Consider the following 24651-nt stretch of genomic DNA (forward strand, 5'->3'; position numbering starts at 1 on the left):
TCCCCCTGGCCTTTAAGCCAGCTACAGCTACCGCCCATAGCAACCTGTGAAGGATTCATGGCAGTGGCCAACACTCACGAATCAAACCCTCTGCGCGATCCACGCGATCGCCGTCTGACCCGCGTCGCTGGCCCCAGTTCTCTGGTTTTCTTCGGCGTCACCGGTGACCTAGCACGCAAGAAACTGCTTCCAGCAGTGTATGACTTGGTCAACCGTGGCTTGTTACCGCCAAGCTTCGGTTTGGTGGGTTTTGGGCGTCGCGAATGGAGCCACGAGGATTTCCGTGATGAGGTTCGGAACCACGTCCAGGCTCATTCTCGTACGCCCTTCCGTGAGGATGTCTGGAACCAGTTTGCTGCCGGTATTCGTTTTGTGACCGGTACTTTTGACTCCGACGAGTCTTTTGAGAAGCTCAAGGCAACCCTTGCCGAGCTTGATAAAACCCGTGGTACTGGTGGTAACCATGCCTTCTACCTATCTATTCCGCCCAAGGATTTTGACCAGGTTCTCCAAAAATTGGCTGACCATGATTTAGCCAACCACAATCAGCATGAGGGCTGGCGAAGGGTCGTTATCGAGAAGCCCTTTGGCCACAATCTACAGAGCGCTCGTGAGCTCAACGCTATTGTCGAGCGCGTATTCCCAGCAAACTCTGTCTTCCGCATTGACCACTACCTAGGCAAGGAAACCGTTCAGAACATTCTGGCCATGCGCTTTGCTAACCAAATGTTTGAGCCCCTGTGGAACGCCAACAATGTGGATCATGTGCAGATCACAATGGCCGAGGATATCGGCATTGGAACCCGTGCTGGCTACTACGATGGTGTGGGCGCGGCCCGCGATGTAATCCAGAACCATCTGCTCCAGCTTCTGGCGCTGACCGCTATGGAAGAACCCGTCAGCTTTAACGCTGAGCACCTGCGGGCAGAGAAAGCTAAGGTTCTTGAGGCCGTTCAGGTGCCCCGGGATATCGAGCAGGCTTTTGCTATTGGCCAGTATGCCGCCGGCAACCAGGGTGGTGAAGAGGTCAACGGCTTCTTTGATGAGAATGATATCCCCGCGGATTCGCGTACCGAAACTTTTGCGGCCCTCAAACTCTTCATTAATACCCGCCGCTGGGCCGGTGTTCCTTTCTACCTGCGTGCGGGCAAGCGTCTGGGCCGCCGCGTCACCGAGATTGCGGTGGTCTTCAAAAAGTCCCCCAACCAGCTCTTTGGAGGTAGCTCCCACCTGGCAGGTCAGAACGCTATCGTGATTCGCGTCCAGCCTGATGAGGGTATGACCCTACGTTTCTCATCTAAGGTACCCGGCACCCAGATGGAGATTCGTGATGTGAACATGGACTTTGGGTATTCCCACTCCTTTACCGAAGAATCACCAGAGGCTTACGAGCGCCTGATTCTGGATGTACTACTCGGTGAGCCACCGCTCTTCCCCCGTCACGAGGAAGTTGAGCTGTCGTGGAAGATTCTTGACCCCTTTGAAGAGTACTGGGAAGAGCACCAGGTTAAGCCTGAACCTTACGCCCCCGGTTCTTGGGGACCGGCTTCTGCCCACAGCATGCTTGAACGTGACGGTCGCACTTGGAGACGCCCATAATGAGAAAACTTAATGACACCACCGTTGGCGAAATCGCCAAGGAACTTGCCCGTCTGCGCAACGAAGAGGGCGCTACCACATCCTCTCGTGTACTGACCCTGGTGATTCTGGCTGAAAAGGGGCATTCGAAGACCGCTGTTGAGGCGGCACTCAAGGCTTCCTATGAGCATCCCTCCCGCATTATTGTTCATATTGACTACGGTCAGGATGCCCCTGATCAGCTCAATGCAAGCATCTACGTTGGTGGCGATGCCGGTGCCTCAGAGCTGATCATTCTACGCGGTTACGGTAGTGCGGCTGTGGCTACTGAATCTCTCATTTCCGGACTTCTACTGCCTGACTCCCCCATTGTTGCCTGGTGGCCGCATTCGGTTCCGGAGAACCCAGCGGAGCACTCTATCGGCCGGATTGCTCAACGTCGTATCACCGATTCGGCTCGTGCTTACGACCCGCTAGGCGTGCTTGAAAAACTGGCCGACAGTTACAAGGACGGAGATACCGACCTGGCCTGGATTCGTCTAACGCTGTGGCGCATCCAAATTGCTGCTGTACTTGATCAGCTCGGCCCCGCGCCCGTCAGCAAGGTGACCGTTTCAGGCTCATCCCTGTCACCCTCGGTCGTTCTGCTGGGTGCATGGTTGGGCACCCGACTGGGTGCGACCGTTCATCTGCGCACCACCGATGTTCAGCGTGGCCTCTACCGGGTACAGCTTGAACGTGAAGATGGAAGGGTAACCATCCACCGCCCCGGCAGGAACATTGCCACAGTCTCTTCCCCCGGTACACCTGACCAGCAGATCTCTCTGCCGGTCCGGTCCCTGGCAGATTGCTTAGCTGAAGAACTGCGTCGCCTGGACCCCGATGAAGTTTACGGGGAGGTCTTGCAATCGGTTGTCGATGGTTGCAACATCGTGGTTGATATTAATGCGGAAGATACCGCAACCGAAGGCGCTGACTACACGGAGGTCTACGATGCCTAAACCCATTCTTGTTGCCCACACCGATAAGGCTCAGCTCCAGCTAGCTGGGGCAATCCGCATCATCAATGTTGCGGCGACCGCTGTGGCGGCTCAGGGCGTGGCCCATATTTCGCTCACAGGCGGTACTATGGGTATCGCTGTTCTCGCTGGTATCGCTGAGCACCCGCTAAGTTCTACCGTGGACTGGTCTAAGGTTCATTTCTGGTGGTCTGATGAGCGCTTTGTTGCCACCGGTCATGCTGACCGCAACGAGCAGCAGGCAGGCCATGCCCTGCTCACCTCTTTGGGCCTACCCACGGAGAACCTGCATATCATGGGGGCTTCTGACACCTTTGATTCGCCTGAGGCAGCGGCCCTTGCCTACACCGAAGAGTTGGCACGGTTTGCACCCGCTGGTGAGAGCTCCCCTCTCTTTAACCTCACCCTACTGGGTATGGGGCCTGATGGGCATATTGCTTCGCTCTTCCCTGACCGAACCGAGATCCTGGACGCTGAGGGAGTTGCTATCGCGGTTCATAACTCCCCTAAGCCGCCACCCACGCGTGTGAGCCTGACCCTGCCGGTCATTAACTACTCAGAGCGTATCTGGTTCCTTATTGCTGGTAGCGATAAGGCAGATGCAACGGCTCGGCTGAGGGCTGCTAGCCAGCTAGCAGAAAGCGAGCTCACCGCCAAGATTCTCACAGCGACTCCCGCCGCAGGTGCCCGAGGTCTGCTTGAAACACTGATTCTGGTAACAGAAGATGCGCTGGCATCAAACGCCAATTGAGCTTGATGAACAGCGGCCGCTGCTTTACCCCCTGGCCGCTGTTCTTTAGCTGTAATAGGCAGAGAGCATGAAAAAGCCCGATAGTTCTGTGAACTATCGGGCATTTTATATAAGTCTTTTTAGATAACCGCCACGGTCTCAAAACGGAGTACTAGGGCGTAGCCGATAATGGCAAATACCCAGAGGAGGATAACGGTTACCGTAAGTCGGATAAGGTTTTTAGAGGCCATACCCGAGGAGTTCAGGGAGGTTGTCATACCGCCACCGAACATATCTGAAAGGCCACCGCCCTTGCCGCGGTTGAGCAAAACCAGGAGCACGGTGAGGACGCTGGTTATAGCAATAACCACCATCAGGGCAATCTTTAGGGTTTCCACGCAGAACCTTTCACATGAACAGAGAAGGTGGCGTTCTCAAGCCACCCCAAAAACTATACGCTCTTTAGGCTGTAAAAGCACGGCTAACACCGCTGAGCTTCATGCTCTATGCCCCTAGCCCGGCAGACCGATTCATAGCTGAACCGGCTACCGGGCTACAGGAACCCTTAGGTTTAGGAGTTGAAGCGAGCAATGTTAGCGAACTCGGTAGCGTCCAGTGAGGCACCGCCTACCAGTACGCCGTCCACATCTGCTTCTGCCATGATTTCAGGTGCGCTAGCAGCCTTGACCGAGCCACCGTAGAGCACACGCACCTTGTCTGCAATCTCAGCTGAGTAGAGCTTAGTTAGCTCAGCGCGGATAGCGGCACTCATTTCCTGAGCGTCAGCTGCGGTTGCAACCTTGCCGGTGCCAATTGCCCAGACAGGCTCGTAGGCAACGACCAGGGTTTCAGCCTGTTCTGCGGTCAGGCCTTCGATGGAGCCACGGAGCTGTTCCAGCGTAAATTCGACGTGCTCGCCGGCTTCGCGCTTGTCCAGGCCTTCGCCTACGCACAATACGGGAACCAGGTCGTTGCGGTATGCTGCCTGAATCTTAGCGGCACACACAGCATCGCTTTCACCGTGAATAGTGCGACGCTCTGAGTGGCCCACCAGAACGTAGCTTGCACCCAACTTGTTCAGGAATACGCCGGAGATATCGCCGGTGTAGGCGCCGGAATCCTGGTCGGAGAGATCCTGTGCACCGTAGACAATCTCTAGCTTGTCACCGTCAACCAGGGTCTGTACTGAACGGATATCAGTGAAGGGAGGGAAAACAGCAACTTCAGCCTGAGCATAATCAAAGTTGGTGTCATCCAGGGTCCATGCCAGTTTCTGGAGCAGGGTCACGCCTTCGGTGTGATCCATGTTCATCTTCCAGTTGCCAGCGATAAGAGGCTTACGAGTCATGTGGCTCGTCCTTTCGTCAAAAATTAGTGTGCTTAGGCATCGAGTGCTTAGGCGCCGAGTGCTTCGAGGCCGGGCAGGGTCTTACCTTCGATGTATTCGAGGGAAGCGCCACCACCGGTGGAGATGTGGCCAAACTGGTCGTCAGAGAAGCCCAGGTTACGTACAGCCGATGCGGAGTCGCCGCCACCGATGATGGAGAAAGCATCAGATTCAACCAGGGCCTCTGCAAGGGCCTTAGTACCGGCTGCGAAAGCTTCAATTTCGAAGACACCTACGGGGCCGTTCCAGAAGACTAGCTTGGCATCCTTGATCTTCTGCGCAAAGAGTTCACGGGTGGCGGGGCCAATGTCCAGGCCTTCTGCCTGGGCACCCAGCTTGCCACCTGTCAGATCTTCGATGGGGCGGATTTCAGAATTCGCATCGTTGGAGAAATCGTCTGCCCATACAATGTCGGAGGCGATAATGAGCTCGGTGCCCTTTTCGGGTGCTTCTTTCAGATAGCGCTTGCAGTTCTCAATCTGGTCCTCTTCAAGAAGTGACTGGCCTACTTCGTAGCCCAGTGCCTTGGCGAAGGTATAGCCCATGCCACCACCGATGAGCAGAGCATCAGCCTTACCGATCAGATTATCAATCACAGCGAGCTTGTCGGACACCTTAGCGCCGCCCATAACAACGACAAAGGGACGATCAGGGTTCTTGATGACCTTCTGCAGAACGTCAACTTCGGTTTTGACCAGGTCGCCCAGGTAAGCCGGAAGTACCTTAGCAATGTCGTAGACAGAGGCATGCTTGCGATGAACTGCCCCGAATGCGTCGTTGACGTAGGCACCATTTTCACCGGTCAGAGCTGCAAGTTCAGCAGCAAACTCGGCGCGCTCAGCGTCGTCCTTGGAGGTTTCGCGCGCATCATAGCGGACGTTTTCGAGAACCAGCAGTTCGCCGTCCTTGAGAGCTTCAGCCTTGGCCTTGGCGTCCTCACCGACCAGATCAGTAGCAATTACAACGGGAAAGTCTGCGAGCTCAGCAAGACGCTCAGCGGCGGGCTTGATGGAGTACTGGGGGTCAACCTGACCCTTGGGGCGACCGAGGTGAGCGGTCACAATAACGCGGGCACCAGCATCGGTCAGCTTCTTCAGGACGGGCAAGGAAGCGCGGACGCGGCCGTCATCGGTGACCACACCGTCCTTGAGGGGAACATTCAGGTCTGAACGGACCAGGACGCGGCGACCAGCAAGGCCGCTTTCGATAAGCTCTGCAAGAGTTTTTGCCATGGGACTTCTCATCTCCATACGGTGAGGTTGATATAGGTAGGCTCCCCCGGTTGAGGAACCCAGATATGAGGACGGGTTAGCCAACTGCGCTTTATGCGTGCGCCAGTTCGCTAACCCTGTCTCTCATTGGTGTCTCATATAAGACGGTGGTCTATCAGCTTAGAGGGCTGCTACAACCTTGTTGGTGAACATGACCAGACGTGACACGTAGCCGTATTCGTTATCGTACCAGGCGATAACCTTGACCTGGTTGCCAATAACCTTGGTCAGGGGGGCATCGAATACGGTCGAAACGGGCTCGCCCTCGATGTCCTTGGAAACGATGGGCTCTTCGTTGTACTTGATGATGCCCTTGAGGTCGCCCTCAGCTGCTTCCTTGACGGCTGCGTTAACTTCTTCAACGGTTACTTCGCGTGAAGCGGTGAAGGTCAGGTCGGTGATGGAGCCGGTGGGGGTGGGAACGCGAACAGCGAAGCCGTCCAGCTTGCCCTTGAGTTCAGGAAGAACCAGGCCAACGGCTGCAGCGGCACCGGTGGAGGTGGGAACCATGTTCAGGGCTGCGGCGCGTGCACGGCGCAGGTCTTTGTGAGGAGCATCCTGCAGGCGCTGGTCAGCGGTGTATGCGTGGATGGTGGTCATGAGGCCCTTTTCGATACCGAACTTATCGTTCAGTACCTTGGCCATGGGAGCCAGGCAGTTGGTGGTGCAAGATGCGTTTGAAACGATGTTCATGGTGGCTGAATCGTACTGGTCGTCGTTGACGCCCATGACGAAGGTGCCGTCAATGTTTTTGCCGGGTGCAGAGAGGATAACCTTCTTTGCACCAGCTTCCAGGTGAGCCTTAGCCTTCTCGCCATCGGTAAAGAAACCGGTGGACTCAAGAACAACGTCTACGCCGAGGTCGCTCCAGGGAAGATCAGCAGGGTTACGCTCTGCCAGAACCTTGATTTCGGTGCCATTGACGACCAGGCCGTTTTCGGAGACAGCTACTTCACCGTCGAAACGACCCATGATTGAGTCGTACTTGAGAAGGTGAGCAAGGGTATTTATGTCGGTCAGATCGTTGATAGCAACGATCTCAAAGCCCTCGCCATGCTGCTGGGCAGCGCGGAAGAAGGTGCGGCCGATGCGGCCAAAGCCGTTAATTGCTACGCGTACAGTCACTGAAATCAAACTCCTAGATACAGTTAGTGACAAGGTGGACGAGACTCCCTCTGAAGGGCGTATCGTTGCCGAACTCGGGAACTTTAGTTCCTGTCAGCTCGGCAGCCGAGCTCTCGTCCGGTTCGTTTTCTATCATACCCTGTTTATGTGAGTTTTGGTGTGTTTCTGTCGTATTTAAAGGTGGATTTAAGTGTGTTTCACTCATTGTTCACTCAGTTTTCCCCACCGAATGTGGCTCCCACCCCTTAAATTCATGATAAATACCACCCAGTAAAGGGCAAACCAACAAAAACCCACATCGATTATCTGAAGACAAGCTGGGTTCTTGATTGGCCAAGGTTAGAAGTTACTATCTGCACGTTGAGCATATGACCAGCAGTGAACCGCTCAAGACGCAGAAGAGCCGTCCTCACCCGCAAGTAAGGACGGCTCACCACACTCAAAAAAGTAAGAAACTACTGGTGCTGACCGTGTGCCCCCACCCCGGCTTCAGTACCGGGGATACCGCGTTCAGCAGCTCGCTTATCGGCCATGGCAATGAGACGACGGATTCGACCTGCGATAGCGTCCTTAGTCATAGGTGGGTCAGCCAGACGACCCAGCTCATCCAGTGAGGCCTGCTTATGCGCTACACGTAACTCACCTGCATAGCGTAGATGGTCAGGAACTTTATCGCCCAAAATTTCAAGAGCACGTTCAACCCTGGCCCCGGCGGCAACAGCAGCCTGAGCTGAACGACGCAGGTTAGCGTCGTCAAAGTTAGCCAGACGGTTGGCAGTGGCACGCACTTCTTTACGGGCGCGACGCTCCCGCCAGTTATCCAGAGCATCAACAGCCCCCATACGCTCAAGGAGCAAGCTAATGGTCTCCCCATCACGCACTACAACGCGATCAACACCGCGCACTTCGCGGGCCTTAGCGATAACATCCAGACGACGAGCCGCCCCCACCAAGGCCAGCGCGGCCTCAGGACCGGGGCAGGTAAATTCAAGAGCTGACGAGCGGCCCGGCTCAGTCAACGAACCGTGCGCTAAGAAGGCCCCGCGCATCACAGCCTCGGCGTCAGCCAAGGAACCGTTTACAACAGCCGGAGGTAGGCCCCTAACCGGGCGACCTCGCCCGTCAAGCAGACCGGTCTGACGAGCCAGAGCTTCGCCGCCTTGATCAACGCGAACCACGTAGCGACCACCGCGGCGCAGGCCGCCACCAGAGATAGAGGTAATAGATGCTTCATGCCCATACATCTCTGCGATGTTGTATCTGAGCCGCTCAGCAGTAGACTCCAAATCGACCTCGGCCTCAACCACAATTTTGCCCTGAACCAGGTGCAAGCCGTTGGTAAAACGCAAGATAGTGGCTACCTCAGCTTTACGCACAGATGAGCGGTTCGCTTCAAACTGTGCCAGCTCTTCCTTGACCGATGCCGTTAGGGCCATGCTGGTCTTCCTCCAAAAGTTTAACTGCTCAAGTCAGTAGGGTGTGCCGGGAGATCCCGACCTCAGTATTTGAAAACCTGCTTATAGGCCGCAGCCAATTTGAGGGGGTCGTGGACCCCCGGCTGATCGGTTTCCGCCACCTCGACCCAAAGGACCTCGGCACCGAGCTGGCTAGCAACATTTTCAAAGATTTCTCGCTCCCCAGTGGCGGCAGGGTCAGCGATAACTGTATTAACCCTAATTTCTGGAACGTAATCACGCAAAACGAGAAGGTGGTCGGCGGCACTCATACCCTGCGTTTCTTTACCGTCCAGCTCCAAATTCATCACCAGGCAAATCTTGGCACTGGTATTGAGAATTGCTTCACGTAAACCGGGCAGTAAGAGGTGAGGCAGAAGGGAGGTAAAGAATGAACCAGGACCCAGAACTACCCAGTCAGCCTCGTGAACCGCGCTGACTGCTTCGGGGCAGGGCTCAGCTTCCGCAGGAAGAAGACGAACTTTATCTACTCTACCGGCCTTAGCCAAAGTCGCCTGGCCCTGCACGGTATCGCGAAATTCCACGCCGTGCTCATTGGTGCTTACAATATCGCCCTCAATAACCAGAGGTGTCAGCGACATCGGCAGGACCCGCCCTCGTGCGTTGAGCAGGGCACCTGCCCAATCAAGACCGGCAACGCAGTCACCCAGCAGATCCCACAGAGCCACAATCAGCAGGTTACCCAAGGCATGGTTCTCCAGGGCAGTCGGCCGGGCATCGGTCCGTTGCGTGAAACGGTGCTGCATAACATCACGCCAGGTACGTCCCCAGTCAGTGTCATCGCACAGGGCAGACAGCGCCATACGCAGATCACCGGGAGGTAAAACATCAAGTTCATGGCGTAGCTTGCCGGAGGAACCCCCATCATCGGCAACCGTTACCACTGCGGTCAGAGCACTGGTAATCAATTTAAGGGCAGACAAGGATCCATAGAGGCCGTGCCCCCCGCCCAGAGCTGTCACTCTGACCGGAAGAGGGTGCCCCTGATGAATGATTGGCAGGAGTCCCGTCTCGGGGAAACGGGGTGCGCGAAAAGTCTCAGGCATTATTCTCTACCCATGTCACGGTGATGAATCGAAATGTTTACATCGTCCATTTGGCGCAGTCGGCGGGCAACTTCTTCAGTTACAGCAACTGAGCGGTGCTTACCGCCGGTGCACCCAATAGCAAAGGTTGCGTACAGTTTACCTTCCTTTCGGTAACCCGCAATGACCGGCTGAAGCGCTTGAATGTAATGCGAGATAAATTCTTCGGTACCCTCATGAGAAAAGACGTAATCTCGGACCCCAGCGTCCTGACCGGTCTGGGCTCGCAACTCAGGAACCCAGTGAGGATTCGGAATGAACCGCATGTCAGCCATGTAGTGGACATCGGAGGGGGTGCCGTATTTAAAGCCAAAACTCATCACGGTAATGTTCACAATGCGCTCCTTACCTGGAGCATAGGTTTCACGCACTTTCTTAGCCAGCTGGTGAACATTCATCCCCGTGGTGTCAATGATGTAATCCGCGCTCTCTTTGAGTTCAGCAAAAAGCTTGCGTTCTTCGGAAATCGCTTCTGCCACCAAACCGCCCTTCTGAAGGGGGTGCGGGCGCCGCTGAGCCTCATAGCGGGCGATAATATCCTTATCCGCTGCGTCCATGAAAAGCATGGAGAAATCAACGTCAAGGCCCCTTAGGTTATTGATAGCCTCAGGCAAATCTTGCAAAAGACGACGCGCACGAACATCAATCCCAACCGCCACTTTAGGCATGGTTGCAGGAGAGTCTTTAACAAGTTGAGCAAGGTTGCTGAACATCTGAGGTGGAATGTTATCCACCACGTACCATCCCTCATCTTCGAGGGTGTTGGCTGCGGTGCTGCGGCCTGCACCAGAAATACCGGTGATGACCAAGATTTGCGGTTTGACGCCAGATACAAGGGGGTCAGATGACATGTGAGGGGTCTCTCGCTTCTCCAAATTGAACCAATGTTAGTTATAGCCTAGCGCACATACACCCCATAAAAGCCCGCAAAATGCAGGCAATATGCCCAAGATATGTCCCCCAAAAAGTATTTATGGCCGGGTGTCCTCAGACAAGAAATGACGGTGGATTTTTTGGGCCATAGAGGGGCCAATTCCGGGGACTTTCTGCAGTTCTTCAATATCCGCAGCTGAGAGCTGTTTGAGAGAACCAAAATGCTTGATTAAGGCCTCCCGCTTAGCTGGCCCCAGCCCATCAATAGTGTCCAAGGCAGATTTGACCATTTCACGGCCGCGCTTGGTTCGGTGGAAAGTAATGGCAAACCGGTGGGCTTCATCGCGGATCCGCTGAATCAGGTAGAGCGCGTCGGAAGTTCTCGGCAAGATAAGGGGGAAATGATCGCCCGGTAGCCACAGCTCTTCCAAGCGTTTAGCAATACCCACCACAAAGATATCGGAAATTCCAAGGTCTTCTAGCGCGCGAGATGCAGCAGCAACCTGAGGTTGGCCACCGTCTACGACCACAAGGTTGGGCGGATATGCAAAAGCGGCAGGTTGCTTCTCACCTCTGTCTCTTATCTCACCGGACACCGGAGAACGAACACCGGCAGCCTCATCAGAGAGGTAACGGCGAAAACGGCGGTAAATGACATCATACATACTGGCCGTATCGTCCCGCGCAGCATCACCGGTGACCGAGAACTTGCGGTAGTCGCTTTTCTTGGGCAATCCGTCCTCAAAAACCACCATGGATGCCACCACGTTGGTGCCCTGGGTATGCGAAATGTCGTAGCACTCAATCCGCATGAGAGGTTCGGGGAGTTCCAGGGTCTCCTGGAGCTCAACCAGTGATGCTGACCGGGTAGTAATGTCCCCGGCTCGTCTGGTCTTATGGAGCGCTAAAGCCTGCCGGGCGTTCTCCCTCACCGTATCCATGAGCTCTACCCGGTCACCGCGCTGAGGAACACTGATAGAAACTTTGGCACCCCGAACACCGCTAAGCCACTCTTCGAGCCGCTCCTGATTCTCAGGAAGCACAGGAACATTAATCTGGCGGGGTATCTCGTTAAGGTTATGGTTAATCTCCTCTTCGGTGGTGCCTGCCGCCAGACTTGCTGCTGACTCACCGTAGACCTGCACGAGAAGCTGATCCATGAGCGCCTGCGGGCTTGAGTCTTCCACCTTTTCGACGATCCAGCCGCGTTGGCCTCGGATGCGGCCACTGCGTACATAAAAGACCTGAATGGCAGCTTCAAGATCATCTTCTACAAAGTTAAAGATATCGGCGTTGACCGAATCGGGCAGAACCACCGCATTAGGTTCAAAAGCCTTAGTGAGAGCTTGGATATCATCCCGTAGCAGAGCAGCCTTTTCAAAATCAAAGTCGGCTGCTGCCTGCTTCATCTGGGCTGTCAGCTCAGCTATATATTTTTCAGCACCACCGGCCATAAAGGAACAGAGCTGTTCAGCCAGGGCGGCGTGGTCTTCCCTGCTGATTTTTCCTACGCAGGGTGCAGAGCACTTGTCAATATAGCCCAGCAGACAGGGGCGATTTGATGCCTGAGCCCGGTTGAAAACTCCAGTGCTACAGGTCCGCACGGGGAATACACGCAAGAGAGCATCGAGAGTCTGACGGATAGCCCAGGCCTGTGAGTAGGGCCCGAAGTAGCGGACACCCTTCTTTTTCTCACCGCGCATCACCTGGGCCCGCGGGTAGCGGTCTTTGAGAGTAACTGCCAGGTAGGGATAGCTCTTATCATCGCGGAAGGCAATGTTGAACCGAGGCTTGAACTCTTTAATCCAGGTGTACTCAAGCTGGAGAGATTCAAGCTCACTACCTACAACCGTCCATTCCACTGACGCGGCGGTATGAACCATGGCATAGGTTTTAGGGCTCAGCGAATCGACCTTCGCGAAGTATGAATTCAGTCGGTTACGCAGGTTTTTGGCTTTACCCACATAGATAATGCGGCCGTACTCGTCCCTGAACCTGTAGACACCGGGTTGGGTAGGGATTTCTCCCGGTGCTGGACGGTAAGAGGCAGGACTAGCCAAGAAAAACTTCTTTCTACTGGTTACAGACTGCCGGAATCTCGTTCGGCAGACGGTGAGACGTTGTACTCGTTTTTGCGGGCCTGACCAGAGAGCTGGGCGATAGCGTCCATGATGGTATCGGTCGTTTCACGGCGCTGGCGGCCACTCATCTTCTCCCCCAGCTTCTCAAAAATGAGTGGTTCACCCACACGAACCGTAAAACGGTGGGGGTAGACCATGTTAGAGCCAGGTTTCTGAATCTTATCGGTACCGATTAATCCCACAGGAACTACCCTTGCACCGGTCATGTGAGCCAGCCAGGCCACACCAATTTTTCCCTTGTAGAGGTAGCCATCTCGCGATCGAGTGCCTTCAGGGTAAATCCCAAAGACCTTGCCCTCTTCGAGCCTTTCGAGCGCTGTCTCAAGAGCCTTCATCGATTCTTTTTTGTCGGTGCGGTTGACCGGGATGATATCGATAACCTGGAAAAGTGTTTTCATGGCTCTGCCCTTAAAGCCGGGCGAGTTAACGTACTCAGCTTTAGCTAAGAAAGCTACACGCCTGGGCATCAGGGCAGAGATAATCACTGAATCCAAGAAAGCAAGATGGTTGGATGCAAGGATGACCGGCCCTTGAGCAGGGAAGTTCTCCAGTCCAGTAACTCGGGCCCGAAAGACCGTACGCAGAATAGCCTCGATACTTTTCTGGGTTGCCTTGTACTTCAATGACATGGTGGCTCCTACAGCCTCATTTCCAGGGAAAATACGGCTTATTTGATTTTTCTGACCGGTTTTACCCTATTTAGCATACCCTCCGCGGTCTAGCTCAAAAGCATTTCTGCTAGGAAACGGCCCGTATGTGACTCAGGGATGGCAGCGACCTGCTCAGGTGTGCCTGTTGCCAGGACAGTACCGCCACCATCGCCGCCTTCGGGGCCCATATCAATAATCCAGTCAGCACTCTTAATGACATCCAGATTGTGCTCAATAGTGATAACTGTGTTGCCCTTATCGACCAGCCCCTGCACAACACCTAACAGCTTGCGGATATCCTCAAAGTGTAGGCCAGTTGTGGGTTCGTCCAAAACATAGATTGACCGACCATTAGAGCGCTTTTGGAGCTCGGTAGCTAGTTTGACGCGCTGGGCCTCACCACCGGAGAGGGTGGTAGCAGACTGCCCCAAACGTACATAACCCAGCCCCACATCGACCAGGGTGTTGAGGTAGCGAGAAATCTTACTGAAGGCCGAGAAGAAGTCGGCGGCTTCGGCAACCGGCATCTCTAAGACATCTGCAATAGTCTTACCCTTGTAATGAACCTCAAGAGTTTCACGGTTGTAGCGTTTACCCTTACAGACCTCGCAGGGTACGTAGACATCGGGCAGGAAGTTCATTTCAATTTTGAGAGTACCGTCACCGGAACAAGCTTCGCAGCGGCCTCCCTTGACGTTGAAGGAGAAACGGCCGGGCTGGTAGCCACGGATTTTTGCCTCGGTGGTTTCCGCGAAGAGTTTACGGATATGGTCAAAAACGCCGGTATAAGTTGCCGGGTTAGAACGCGGAGTACGACCAATGGGTGACTGATCCACATGGATGATTTTGTCCAGCTGGTCCACACCCTTGATGGTCTTGTGGCGACCGGGCACCTGCTTGGCACCGTTGAGCTGGTTTGCCAGAGCGGTGTAGAGAATGTCGTTGACCAGGGTAGATTTGCCCGAACCAGATACACCTGTAACGGCGGTCAGGACTCCCAGCGGGAACTCTACATCCACCTTCTTAAGGTTGTTCTCACGTGCTCCAATAACCTTAATAGTGCGTTTGGGGTCCACGGCACGGCGGGTTGTGGGAACCTCGATGGTGCGGCGGCCAGCCATGTAGTCACCGGTCACGGACTCTTTATTGTCAAGGAGCTCTGCGAACGTACCCGAGTGAACAATCTGACCACCGTGTTCACCGGCCCCCGGGCCAACGTCCACGATCCAGTCCGCTTCTTTCATAGTGTCTTCATCGTGTTCTACCACAATCAGAGTGTTGCCCATATCGCGGAGCTTTGTCAGGGTTTCAATCAGACGGCGGTTATCGCGCTGGTGCAGACCAATCGAGGGCTCATCAAGTACGTAGAGAACACCCACCAGACCAGAGCCAATCTGGGTTGCCAGGCGGATACGCTGAGCCTCACCGCCAGAAAGAGTGCCGGCTGAACGGGCCAGATTCAGGTAATCAAGCCCAACATCAAGCAGGAACTGGAGGCGCGCGTCGATTTCTTTAAGAACCAGCTCAGCGATCTGTGCTTCTCGGGCATTCAGCTTCAGGGATCGCATAAACTCTAGAGCCTCACGCATGGGCAACTGCGTGACCTCTGCGATGGACTTGCCCCCCACGGTGACCGCCAGGATGGTCGGGTTGAGACGGGCACCCTGGCAGGCGGTACAAGCCACATTGCGCATGTACTGCTCGTAGCGGTCCTTGGACCAGTCAGATTCAGTTTCTTCGTGCTTGCGCTTAATGTAACCGACGACGCCCTCAAACCCTGAGGTGTAGCGGCGCTCCCGCCCGAAGCGGTTCTTGTAGGCTACCGTTACCTGGTAATCCTTGCCCTTGAGGATCGCCTTCCTAGCCTTTGCTGGCAGATCCTTCCAGGGAGTAGCCAGATCAAAATTGAGCTCTTGGCCCAAGCCCGCAAGCAGGCGGAGCCAATACTCAGTGGTTGATTTGCCCTGCGACCAGGGTGCAATTGCTCCCTCAGCCAGTGAGAGCTCCGGGTTGGGGATAAGCAGGTCTTCATCGACTTGGAGCTTGGAGCCGATACCGTCACAGCCCTGACAGGCACCAAAGGGTGAGTTGAAAGAGAAAGCGCGGGGCTCCACCTCAGTCACAGAAAGAGCATGCCCGTTAGGGCAGGCCAGGTTCTCACTAAAAGACCGGGTACGGCTTACTGAGTCTTCATCCTCATCCACAAAATCGATCAGGACTTTCCCATCAGCCAAACCAAGCGCAGTTTCAATGGAATCCGTGAGACGCTGGTGGACGCTCTCCTTGATAGCTATGCGGTCTACAACCACCTCAATAGTGTGTTTGTACTGTTTTTCAAGCTGAGGAGGGTCTTGCAGTTGAATAGTTAGCCCATCCACTCGGGCACGAGCGTAACCGGCGTTGGATAGCTCTTTGAAAAGATCGACGAATTCACCCTTGCGCGCTGAGACAACAGGAGCCAAAACCTGTAGACGGGTCTTCTCGGGGTAGCCCATCAGCACATCCACAATCTGCTGGGGTGACTGCTTGGAGATTTCTTCGCCGCAGTCAGGGCAGTGCGGGTGGCCCACGCGTGCCCACAGCAGACGCATGTAGTCGTAGATCTCAGTGATAGTACCCACCGTTGAGCGAGGGTTCTTAGAGGTAGATTTCTGGTCAATAGACACAGCTGGCGAAAGACCCTCAATAAAGTCAACATCCGGTTTATCCACCTGCCCCAGGAACATGCGGGCGTAAGAGGAGAGTGACTCAACGTAGCGACGCTGACCCTCAGCAAAGATGGTGTCAAAAGCCAGAGATGATTTACCCGAACCCGAGAGGCCGGTAAACACCACCATGGCATCGCGGGGAATATCTAGGTCAACGTTTTTAAGGTTGTTTTCACGGGCACCCTGCACGCGGATGTGCGTGAGGTCGCTGGCCATGGGGCGAGAGGCTAAGCCTGCCATACGATTACCTATCTTCAGGAAAGTCTTTTCGAAGATATATTCTAAACTATGCAGTAAAGTTTTGGGCAGACCGCGCCCAGGGTGCTTGGATGTTAGGCTACCGGCTGAAAGTGGTTAGCTAGCGTGACGGTCTAAAGGTTCTTGTCTGGAATCAGCTCATCTGCACGGTCAAAGACCGCCGTGATACCGGGGTAGCTGAGGTGCCCGGAATGAGCCGCAAAAGAGCCTATGCCTGATGACCCTCGGATCAGCTCCACCTTGCGCAATATTTCAAGCTCCACAACCACTTCACGAGCGAGGGGGCGGGCCCTAGAATCACTAGTATGACAGAAACCGGAACTCTCCATGCCTCTACCCCACTGATAACCATCCGTAGCATAGCTGTCTCTGAGATGAGCAACAAGGTCTACCTGCTCACCCATAAGCAAAGCGGGGCCCAGATTCTCATTGATGCCGCAGATGATTTTCCCGCTATCCAAAAGTTCACTGAGGCCGCACTCGCCACTGACTCCCCCGCCCAAGTCGGTCAGCCCGGCTCCGGAGTCCTTGCACTAATTACCACACATTCCCACTGGGACCATATCCGGGCTTTGCCTGATGCAGTTGCCGGGTGGTCACCCGCCACCTACTGCGGTTCGGCCGATGCCGATGCTATTGCGGAACAGGAAGGTACACGTATTGAGCATCTGCTCAACGGCGGGGAAAACCTCAATCTAGCAGGTATTGAGCTTGAAGTCATAAGCCTGCGCGGGCATACTCCCGGGTCGATTGCTCTTGCCTATCGGGACCCCAGCGAAGAGCACCCCGTCCTCCTATTCACCGGTGACTCCCTCTTCCCCGGTGGGGTAGGCAAGACCCGGGCTCCGGAAGATTTCGCCCAGCTCTTGGGCGATGTTTCAGCGCGTATCTTCTCCCAATATGACGATGCCACGGTCGTTCTGCCCGGCCACGGGGACACCACCACCCTGGGTGCTGAGCGGCCTCATCTGCCCGAATGGAAAGAAAGAGGCTGGTAAGCGCAGGGCTAGCTGAAATCTTAAAACAACTGAACACCAGAGCCCTAAATTTTTATTGTGTTCGGCTTCACCAGCTGTTAGCATAAAACCGATATTTGGTTTGGGGTGCCGCTGGCAGCAGAAGCGGCTGAGATTAGACCCACAGAACCTGCTCTAGTTAGAACTAGCGAAGGGAAACCCATGCGCCGTCCTCTGCCTGCGCCTCTTGCTCATAGCACTTCCGCTCTCGAAACGTCAGTACCCAACGTGCTCTCTATCGCGGGGACGGACCCCAGCGGAGGGGCCGGCGCGCAGGCTGACCTCAAATCAATTGCGGCAGCAGGCGGTTACGGCATGAACGCGGTCACGGCCCTTGTCGCCCAAAACACTCAGGGCGTCAGCGCTGTCGAGGTTCCGCCCGCTGACTTTCTGCGAGCGCAACTCGATGCCGTCAGCGAGGACGTTCGCATTGATGCAGTCAAAATTGGCATGCTAGGCTCTGCTGACATCATCGACACTGTAGCCGCATGGCTCGATAGCAACCCACAGCAGCTTGTTGTGCTTGACCCTGTCATGGTCGCAACCAGCGGGGACCGTCTGCTGGAAACCGAGGCGGAGGATGCCCTACGCCGATTCCTAAAGTACGCCACGGTTATCACCCCCAATATCCCAGAGCTAGCCATTCTGGCCGAAGACTCAGAGCCAGATACCTGGGACTCTGCCTGTGCTCTCGCCCAGGTAGTCGCCGAACGCTACCAGGTCGCAGTTATCGTTAAGAGTGGGCACCTACCGGGTGACCAAGCGGGCAACGCAGTGGTCACTACCCAAGGAACCACAGCCGTCTTCAGACAAAAGAAAATAGATACCTCCAATACCCACGGCACCGGGTGCAGCCTTTCTGCTGCGCTCGCTACACGACTGGCAACAGGAGCAAGCCTTGAAGCAGCCCTGGAATGGACTTCAACCTGGCTTCATGGAGCAATCTCAACCAGTCACCACCTCAGCGTGGGGCAAGGGCACGGACCGATCAACCACTTCTGGCGGCTCTGGGAACAATCACGGGTAGCGGATGCGACGCCGGTAAAACTCGGAGACTTCGAAGCGACCACTAGGCCGCCTCAGATATCAGCGGCGGGCCCGCAGACCAAACGGCTCTGGGAACTCACCGGCCAGATTTGGGACTCAATCTGTGAACTCCCCTTTATCCAGCAGCTTGCATCCGGCACGCTGGCCACTGCAGACTTCACCTTCTACCAGGACCAGGACGCACTCTATCTTTCGAGCTACTCCCGGGCACTTGCTACCCTAAGTGCTAAGGCTCCCTCATCTGCTGAACAGGTCTTCTGGGCGCGAGGGGCGGCGGAGTGCATTGAGGTCGAATCCAGTCTTCACGCTGACTGGCTGGGGCCAGACTATATCAGTGCAGGCCCCTCCCATATCACCAGGGCCTATACAGACTTCTTGACCTCATCCGCTTCTCTCAACGATTACGCAATCGGGGTGGCGGCGGTTCTTCCCTGCTACTGGCTCTACGCAGAAATAGGTGAAATTCTTGCTCAGGTCAATACTCCCGGTCACCCCTACTCGGCCTGGTTGAGCATGTACGGTTCACCAGAGTTCCGCCAGGCAACTGAGCAGGCTATTGCCTATGCAGAGCAGGTGCTCTCGCAGGCCCCGGGCCAGACCCTGGAAGCGGCTCAGAAGGCCTACCAGCAGGCCGCCCTCCACGAGTTGCGTTTCTTCGCTCAGGCCCAACTACGCAACTAGCTAACTAACAAAGCGCCCACGCCACCCGGACTGCCTTCACAGCCTGTTCCTGGTGGTGCGGGCGCTATTTACCGGTGATTACAGTCTTTAGAACAGGCCCACCATAGTGCCGTTCTCATCGAACCCAATGCGCTCAGCAGCGGGTGATTTAGCTAGCCCGGGCATGGTACGCATGGTGCCGCAGAGAGCGTACACGTAGCCAGCGCCTGCCGCCAGGCGTACTTCGCGCACGGGCAAAGTCCAGCCGGTCGGGGCGCCTTTGAGCGAGGGATCCGATGAAATGGAGAGGTGGGTTTTGGCGATCACCACGGGTAGGTTGCCGTAGCCCAGTTCCTCGTAGCGTGCCAGCTGCTTTGCAGCTGCTGGTGCCAGCTCAATGCCATCCGCACCGTAAACCTGAGTAGCCACCTTCTCAATCTTGGTGGCCAGGGGATCGGAGTCCTCGTAGGTGTAGGTCAATTCGCTCATGTCGTCGCAGGCCTCGGCCACAGCATCGGCAAGCTCTCTTGCGCCCTTCCCGCCCTCGGCCACACCACGGTGAATGGCAACGCGGGCACCGGCCTCCTCAGCGATCCGGCGAATAGTCTCGTGTTCAGACTCGAAATCTGTGGGGAAAGCATTGATAGCAACTACCGGTTGCACACCAAAGCCGCGGACAATCTCAAGGTGCTTAAGCAGGTTAGCCGCCCCGGCTTCAACATCGGCTGTGTTCTCCTCAAGCAGGCCTTCAGGCAGTGGCTTACCAGGTGTAATAGTGTAACGGCCCGAGTGCGATTTGAGCGAACGAACGGTCACTACTAGGACGGCGGCGTCGGGTTTGAGCCCCGATACACGGCACTTGACGTTGAAGAACCGTTCAGCCCCCATATCGGCACCAAAACCGGCCTCAGTAATCACATAGTCTGCGTGTTCGAGCCCCACATAGTCTGCAAGAACCGATGAATTGCCGGTGGCGATGTTGCCAAAAGGACCGGCATGAATCAGGGCCGGGGTTTTTTCAAGGGTCTGGAGCAGGTTGGGGTGGATAGCATCGGCAAGGAGAACTGCCATAGCGCCATCTGCTTTGAGGTCTGCGGCGGTCACGGGGTTGCCCTCTACGTTGAGGCCAACGACAACTTTGGCTAGTCGTGCTTGGAGGTCTTCAAAGCTGGTGGACAGTGACAGAATCACCATAATCTCCGAAGCGCTGGTGATGTCAAAGCCACTTTCGCGGGGCACTCCGTCCATGCGGTCGCCCAGGCCTATGACGACGTTGCGGAGGGCACGATCGTTCATGTCAATCACTCGCCGCCAGGTGATAGAGCGGGTATCCAGACGCAGTTCGTTGCCGTGGTGCAGATGGTTATCAATCATAGCGGCAAGCAGGTTGTGAGCCGCTGTGACGGCATGGAAGTCGCCGGTCAGGTGCAAGTTCAGTTTCTCCATAGGGACGATTTGGGAGTAGCCGCCCCCGGCTGCACCGCCCTTAATGCCGAAAGTTGGGCCCATGGAGGGCTGGCGCAGGGTCAGCATAGCCTTACGCCCGGTAGCGGCCATGCCCTGAGCAAGTGAGACTGAGGTAGCGGTCTTACCTTCCCCCAGCGGTGTCGGGGTTACCGCCGTGACAACGATATATTTAGCGCCTTTTGCCAGCGCTCTCTCGGCCTTGGTGTCAGCCGTGAGTTTTACTTTGGCAAGGTACTTTCCGTAGGGTTCTAAACGGTCAAGGTCAATGCCAGAGGCTGTTGCGATCTCAGTAATCGGTTGCAGGGTCGCTGCTTGAGCGATTTCAAGATCGGTGGGAAAAGGCTTACTCATAGGGGTGTCCTTGGTTTTTGTGGTTATTGCCACTCATATTTTAGTGCGGGGTACCCTGTTATCCGGGGTTCAGGCTACCAGCACACCGAGTTTTTGCGGAATGTTGAGGCTTTCTTCTAAGGGGTGGAGTACCACTCTAGGTTTTCCAAGCACCCAGTCAATGCGCCTCTAGCGGTTAGGTGCGGGCAAAAATATGGTCCGGGGTTCCCTCGGCAACAAGCCTGCCCTCTTCTAGGAGAACGGCACGGTCAGCCAGTGATGCAATACGCGAATCATGCGAAATGATAATCACCGAACGGCCTTTCATGACCGCTGCCAGTGACTGGCTGGCATCTGCCAATTCAAGCTGGGTCGTTGACTCGTCAAGAATCACCACATGCGGGTTAGCTGCTACGATACGGGCAAGGGCAAGCTGTTGCACCTGGTCTCTGGTCAGTTCGTAGGACCCGTCTCCAAGCTGGGTATCCAAGCTATCCGGTAATCGGCTAACCCAGTTTGCCCCGACGGCAAGGAGCGCATCAAGCATCTGCTCCCTATTAGCCTGAGGTGCCGCTACAGCAAGGTTCTCAGCTAGGGTGCCCACAAAGACGTGGGCCTCCTGGGTGCAAATCAGCAGAGCCGGGCGGTGGTCAGCTAGAGGCTCCGTCGGGTAGAGGCCGTTCCCGACTATCTGACCCATGACCTGCACCCTTCCGCTATGGGCTGTGAGCGATCCTGCTATCAGTCGAGCCAACGTCGTTTTACCGGACCCTGAACGCCCCACCAGGGCCAGGCTCTCCCCCTGTGCAACCGTGAGGTCTATGCCCTCAATAACAGGGCTCTGGGGATTGTACCCGTAGGTCACTCCTTGGAGCTTTACAGCCGCAGGGGGCCATGCTTGGACGGAGACAGTCTTACTCTGTTGACCGCTGGCTTCTCCCCGGTATTGTTCAGATTCCCGGCGGGCCTGCTGGGTATCTGACAGGTCAATGACACCAAAAACCCTGCCCATAGTCACGGTCATCTCGCGCAGACGATCCAGCCAGAAGGTGAAGATATCCGAGTCTACCCGCATGGAAAAGAGCATGATAGAGGCTGTTGAGACATCGCCCCAGGTGGCCCAACCCCGCCAAACACAGTAGGAGCCCCAGACCATAGCTAGCAGCAGAGGAAGGTAGGCGTTGAAAGCATCGACCGCCCAGAAGGTTGAACGGAGTACCACCATACGGTCGGAGATCCTGAATACCTCCCAAATTTTTTCCTCTTGGACACCGGAACGGGCCTGTTGGACCCCCAATTCTTGGATCGTTGCCGCACCACGAACGTTCTCTGTGGCCACAACGGTAAGCTCACTCATTGCCTGAGTTTTCCGCCGGGTTGTTGCGGCTATCCGGGGTAGGAAAATTGCCAGGGCAAGGGCCATGAGCACGAACATGGGAACGGTAACCAGACCGATTACCGGGCTCACCGTAAAAATTGTCACCGAAGTAATTACCATATATACGGAAATATGGATAAACTCCGGCAGACCGGTTGCCAGCACCAGTCGGACGCTATCAAGGTCATCGGTCAGGCGAGCAAGCAGATCACCGGAGCCCGCGTCCTCAATGGTTTGGGCATCGAGCTGGAGGGAAGCCTCCACCAGGTCAATACCCAGGTCACGGTTCAGGCGGACCCCCAATTTTTGCCCCTGAAAAGTCCAGGCTCTTGTCAGAAGCGACCCCAAAAGTACAGCACCCAATATGGTCAGCAGTATCTCCCAGGGGTAGCCGGTGAGCTGGCCGGTGGTGACCGCATCAACGAGCCGGCCCACCATAATGGGAGTAGCGAGGGCAGTAACCGAACTGGCAACAAAAAGTAGCATCAGCAGAGCCAACTGCCACGGCGTCTTGAGGACAGAGCGCCCAAGCAACCGCCAGGTTGTCTTGCCATCCGTAATGGGCAAAAGATTAGCCATCGAGCTCACCTGCTTTCAGCCGTCGTTCGACCTCCATGGTCGTACTCACGATGTAGATTCGTTCAATGTGGGCCAGAACCCCAGGTTGCCCAGCGCGCTCTTCTAACTGGTTGAGAATGAACTTCTGGCTGGGTTCATCCACCGAGTTGAGAGGCTCAGTCAGGACCAGGGTATCTGCTCTTTGTGCCAGTGCCCTGGCAAGGGCGAGACGCTGGCGTTGGCCGCCCGAAAGATTGGTACCTTCGGAGGACAGTGCGCTTTTCACATAGCTTTCTGGGTCTCGTCCGCCCAGCCGAATAGCAATTTCTTCGGAGTCAGTGATTTTGAGTAAATCAACCATCTCGTCACGAGTTAGGGTGCCACGCCCTAGTGTCAGATGCTCAGAGAGAGTCCCGGCAAAGATGATGGGGTTAGGTTCCGAGAGCAAGACCTGGTGGTTATCTCCCTGCGAACCATCGCGGAGTTTCTGCACCAGGGTTTCAGCATACTCTTGGGCAGATATGCCGGCGCAGCGAGGGTTGATATAGTGAACGGCCCCTGTGCCAGAAGGCACCAAAACACGAGCGGTGTGGGCGCCTTGTGGGGCAGGCGGGGAAGCTGCAGAAGAGGCATCTGCAATCTCTCGTTTCAGCCGCACAACACGTTTGTAGGCAACACGAGCATTCCGCCAGGACATGAGCAGCATCTCCACTGACCAGATAGGGCCGGTCAGGGTACCGATAAGCCCCACGATAGTGACTAGTTGCCCTGCGGGTATGTCAGTAATCCAGGTACCCTCTGGTGCAGCCCCGCGCAGCGCTAAGACCACCGCTAGCCAGGTCACTGTACCCACGAGCAGGTTGCGGGTGGCATAGGACCAGGTTTGAACACTCTCAAGGCGAATCTGGGAGGAGTAGACATCCTGAGCGGCCTGCCCGTAATGCACCATCATGCGCTTCTGTGCCCCCAGGCCCAAGATTGTGCGGATAGAAGAAGCGATATCGGATGCCCGGGATGTGCTTACGCTAACCGTTTCACGGAATGCATCTGAGTGCTTTTCGATGAGCTTTGATACCCAGGTCAAGGTAATCATGGTCACGATAAGGCCCGTAAGAGCTACTAGAGCTATCAGCGGGCTAATCGTCCACAGCTGCCAGGTACCCAGCGATGTGACACCAACCGCCGAAAAAGCCAGAATCATCGGTTGCCACATCTGCGAGAGCGCCCGGGCGTCCTTATTCAAAATAGCGATGAGAGCACCGGGGTCACGGTGAGGTGCCCGGTCTATGAGATGGCTGATGTAGAGCCTCCAGTCACGTTCAATACGTGCAACCACCCGGAAGGTGAGGCCCCAACCCAGAAACTCGACCAGGCACAGATAGGCGATAACACCCGCCAGAATCATGATGGCATGATAGGCCTGGGTGCTCAGCCCTGAGCTGTGCAGGTCGATGATACGCCCCACAAGAACGGGCATAAATACTGTTGCCAGTGAAGCAAAGAAATCTAAGACAAAGGGGAGAAAATAGAGTGTTCTCCAACGGAAGCCCGGAGGGGCAATGCGGAACTTCTCAGTATTTTGTGTATTTTTGTGCTCGGATTGTTCGGTCCGATTCTTAGCCACGAAATTCTCTTTTCAATCACAAGATGTGCAAGGGGTAAATCTACCGGGCATAAAAATACCTACCGGTGTGAACGCCTCCCGGTAGGTTGATCTTGGTTGATCAGCTAGCTGAGTGCGCTAGCGGTGAGAAACCCAGGGGGAAGCAGAAGGCGCCTGAAAGCGATGTGTGTTCATTTGTATGCTCCCCCTTTCGTGAGTTCGATATGCGGATATTTCCTTTGAATATCGTAGCCCCACCTCAGCTTATTTGACAAGCATCACATTTATATAT

General features: G+C 55.4%; 19 protein-coding genes and 1 riboswitch. Of the genes, 5 read left to right on the forward strand and 14 right to left on the reverse strand.

Annotated features, from left to right (window positions below):
• The first annotated feature begins 57 nt into the window (after nucleotides 1–57).
• From zwf to pgl, 3 genes are read left to right on the forward strand one after another with little or no spacing between them, the layout of a single operon-like run.
• Nucleotides 58–1599, forward strand: coding sequence for a glucose-6-phosphate dehydrogenase (gene zwf, locus ACN08V_RS08680; protein WP_419105267.1), 1542 nt, complete (start codon nucleotides 58–60; stop codon nucleotides 1597–1599).
• Nucleotides 1596–2579 carry a glucose-6-phosphate dehydrogenase assembly protein OpcA gene (locus ACN08V_RS08685; RefSeq protein WP_419099811.1) on the forward strand — a complete coding sequence of 328 codons (984 nt, stop codon included), beginning with the start codon at nucleotides 1596–1598 and terminating at the stop codon, nucleotides 2577–2579. The genes zwf and ACN08V_RS08685 overlap by 4 nt, the downstream gene beginning before the upstream one ends.
• Complete coding sequence (gene pgl, locus ACN08V_RS08690; RefSeq protein WP_419105268.1) at nucleotides 2572–3348, forward strand: 6-phosphogluconolactonase; 777 nt, start codon at nucleotides 2572–2574, stop codon at nucleotides 3346–3348. The genes ACN08V_RS08685 and pgl overlap by 8 nt, the downstream gene beginning before the upstream one ends.
• A gap of 119 nt (nucleotides 3349–3467) precedes the next feature.
• Here the strand turns inward: pgl and secG are convergent, their stop codons facing one another.
• The 11 genes from secG to ACN08V_RS08745 form a co-directional block, all read right to left on the reverse strand.
• Nucleotides 3468–3725 carry a preprotein translocase subunit SecG gene (gene secG / locus ACN08V_RS08695; protein ID WP_419099771.1) on the reverse strand — a complete coding sequence of 86 codons (258 nt, stop codon included), beginning with the start codon at nucleotides 3723–3725 and terminating at the stop codon, nucleotides 3468–3470.
• Between the two features lie 173 nt (nucleotides 3726–3898).
• Nucleotides 3899–4675, reverse strand: a complete 777-nt coding sequence (tpiA, locus tag ACN08V_RS08700; protein ID WP_419105269.1) for a triose-phosphate isomerase — start codon at nucleotides 4673–4675, stop codon at nucleotides 3899–3901.
• Nucleotides 4676–4722: 47 nt separating this feature from the next.
• Nucleotides 4723–5946 (reverse strand): phosphoglycerate kinase, encoded by a 1224-nt coding sequence (locus ACN08V_RS08705; RefSeq protein ID WP_419099773.1) that lies wholly within the window; start codon nucleotides 5944–5946, stop codon nucleotides 4723–4725.
• Between the two features lie 159 nt (nucleotides 5947–6105).
• Nucleotides 6106–7110 (reverse strand): type I glyceraldehyde-3-phosphate dehydrogenase, encoded by a 1005-nt coding sequence (gap, locus tag ACN08V_RS08710; RefSeq protein WP_419099774.1) that lies wholly within the window; start codon nucleotides 7108–7110, stop codon nucleotides 6106–6108.
• A gap of 455 nt (nucleotides 7111–7565) precedes the next feature.
• Entirely contained in the window at nucleotides 7566–8546 is a 981-nt protein-coding gene (whiA, locus tag ACN08V_RS08715; protein WP_419099775.1) for a DNA-binding protein WhiA, read from the reverse strand.
• A gap of 62 nt (nucleotides 8547–8608) precedes the next feature.
• A complete protein-coding gene (locus ACN08V_RS08720) occupies nucleotides 8609–9631 on the reverse strand; it encodes a gluconeogenesis factor YvcK family protein (RefSeq protein WP_419099776.1) in 1023 nt (340 codons plus the stop codon).
• Nucleotides 9631–10521 carry an RNase adapter RapZ gene (rapZ, locus tag ACN08V_RS08725; RefSeq protein WP_419099777.1) on the reverse strand — a complete coding sequence of 297 codons (891 nt, stop codon included), beginning with the start codon at nucleotides 10519–10521 and terminating at the stop codon, nucleotides 9631–9633. Before rapZ ends, ACN08V_RS08720 begins: the two co-directional genes overlap by 1 nt.
• 120 nt (nucleotides 10522–10641) lie before the next feature.
• Entirely contained in the window at nucleotides 10642–12603 is a 1962-nt protein-coding gene (gene uvrC / locus ACN08V_RS08730; protein WP_419105270.1) for an excinuclease ABC subunit UvrC, read from the reverse strand.
• A gap of 20 nt (nucleotides 12604–12623) precedes the next feature.
• Nucleotides 12624–13313: a lysophospholipid acyltransferase family protein gene (locus ACN08V_RS08735; RefSeq protein WP_419099779.1), complete on the reverse strand. Its 690-nt coding sequence runs from the start codon at nucleotides 13311–13313 to the stop codon at nucleotides 12624–12626.
• Nucleotides 13314–13402: 89 nt separating this feature from the next.
• Nucleotides 13403–16282, reverse strand: coding sequence for an excinuclease ABC subunit UvrA (uvrA, locus tag ACN08V_RS08740; protein WP_419105271.1), 2880 nt, complete (start codon nucleotides 16280–16282; stop codon nucleotides 13403–13405).
• 131 nt (nucleotides 16283–16413) lie between these two features.
• Nucleotides 16414–16563 carry a hypothetical protein gene (locus tag ACN08V_RS08745; RefSeq protein ID WP_419105272.1) on the reverse strand — a complete coding sequence of 50 codons (150 nt, stop codon included), beginning with the start codon at nucleotides 16561–16563 and terminating at the stop codon, nucleotides 16414–16416.
• Between the two features lie 42 nt (nucleotides 16564–16605).
• Between ACN08V_RS08745 and ACN08V_RS08750 the strand changes: the two genes are divergently transcribed.
• Both ACN08V_RS08750 and ACN08V_RS08755 read left to right on the forward strand, forming a co-directional pair.
• On the forward strand, nucleotides 16606–17298 hold the full coding sequence (locus ACN08V_RS08750; protein ID WP_419105273.1) for an MBL fold metallo-hydrolase: 693 nt from the start codon (nucleotides 16606–16608) through the stop codon (nucleotides 17296–17298).
• Nucleotides 17299–17389: 91 nt separating this feature from the next.
• A riboswitch (TPP riboswitch) is annotated at nucleotides 17390–17490 on the forward strand.
• Nucleotides 17479–19044, forward strand: coding sequence for a bifunctional hydroxymethylpyrimidine kinase/phosphomethylpyrimidine kinase (locus ACN08V_RS08755; protein ID WP_419105274.1), 1566 nt, complete (start codon nucleotides 17479–17481; stop codon nucleotides 19042–19044). (Overlaps the previous riboswitch by 12 nt.)
• An 87-nt stretch (nucleotides 19045–19131) precedes the next feature.
• Here the strand turns inward: ACN08V_RS08755 and ACN08V_RS08760 are convergent, their stop codons facing one another.
• From ACN08V_RS08760 to ACN08V_RS08770, 3 genes are all read right to left on the reverse strand, one after another.
• Nucleotides 19132–20841, reverse strand: coding sequence for a formate--tetrahydrofolate ligase (locus tag ACN08V_RS08760; RefSeq protein WP_419105275.1), 1710 nt, complete (start codon nucleotides 20839–20841; stop codon nucleotides 19132–19134).
• A gap of 175 nt (nucleotides 20842–21016) precedes the next feature.
• Nucleotides 21017–22777 carry an ABC transporter ATP-binding protein gene (locus ACN08V_RS08765; protein WP_419105276.1) on the reverse strand — a complete coding sequence of 587 codons (1761 nt, stop codon included), beginning with the start codon at nucleotides 22775–22777 and terminating at the stop codon, nucleotides 21017–21019.
• Nucleotides 22770–24380, reverse strand: coding sequence for an ABC transporter transmembrane domain-containing protein (locus tag ACN08V_RS08770; RefSeq protein WP_419105277.1), 1611 nt, complete (start codon nucleotides 24378–24380; stop codon nucleotides 22770–22772). Before ACN08V_RS08770 ends, ACN08V_RS08765 begins: the two co-directional genes overlap by 8 nt.
• Between the last annotated feature and the right edge of the window lie 271 nt (nucleotides 24381–24651).

Source organism: Rothia sp. P5766 (genome assembly GCF_048513555.1).
Classification (GTDB): Bacteria; Actinomycetota; Actinomycetes; order Actinomycetales; family Micrococcaceae; genus Rothia.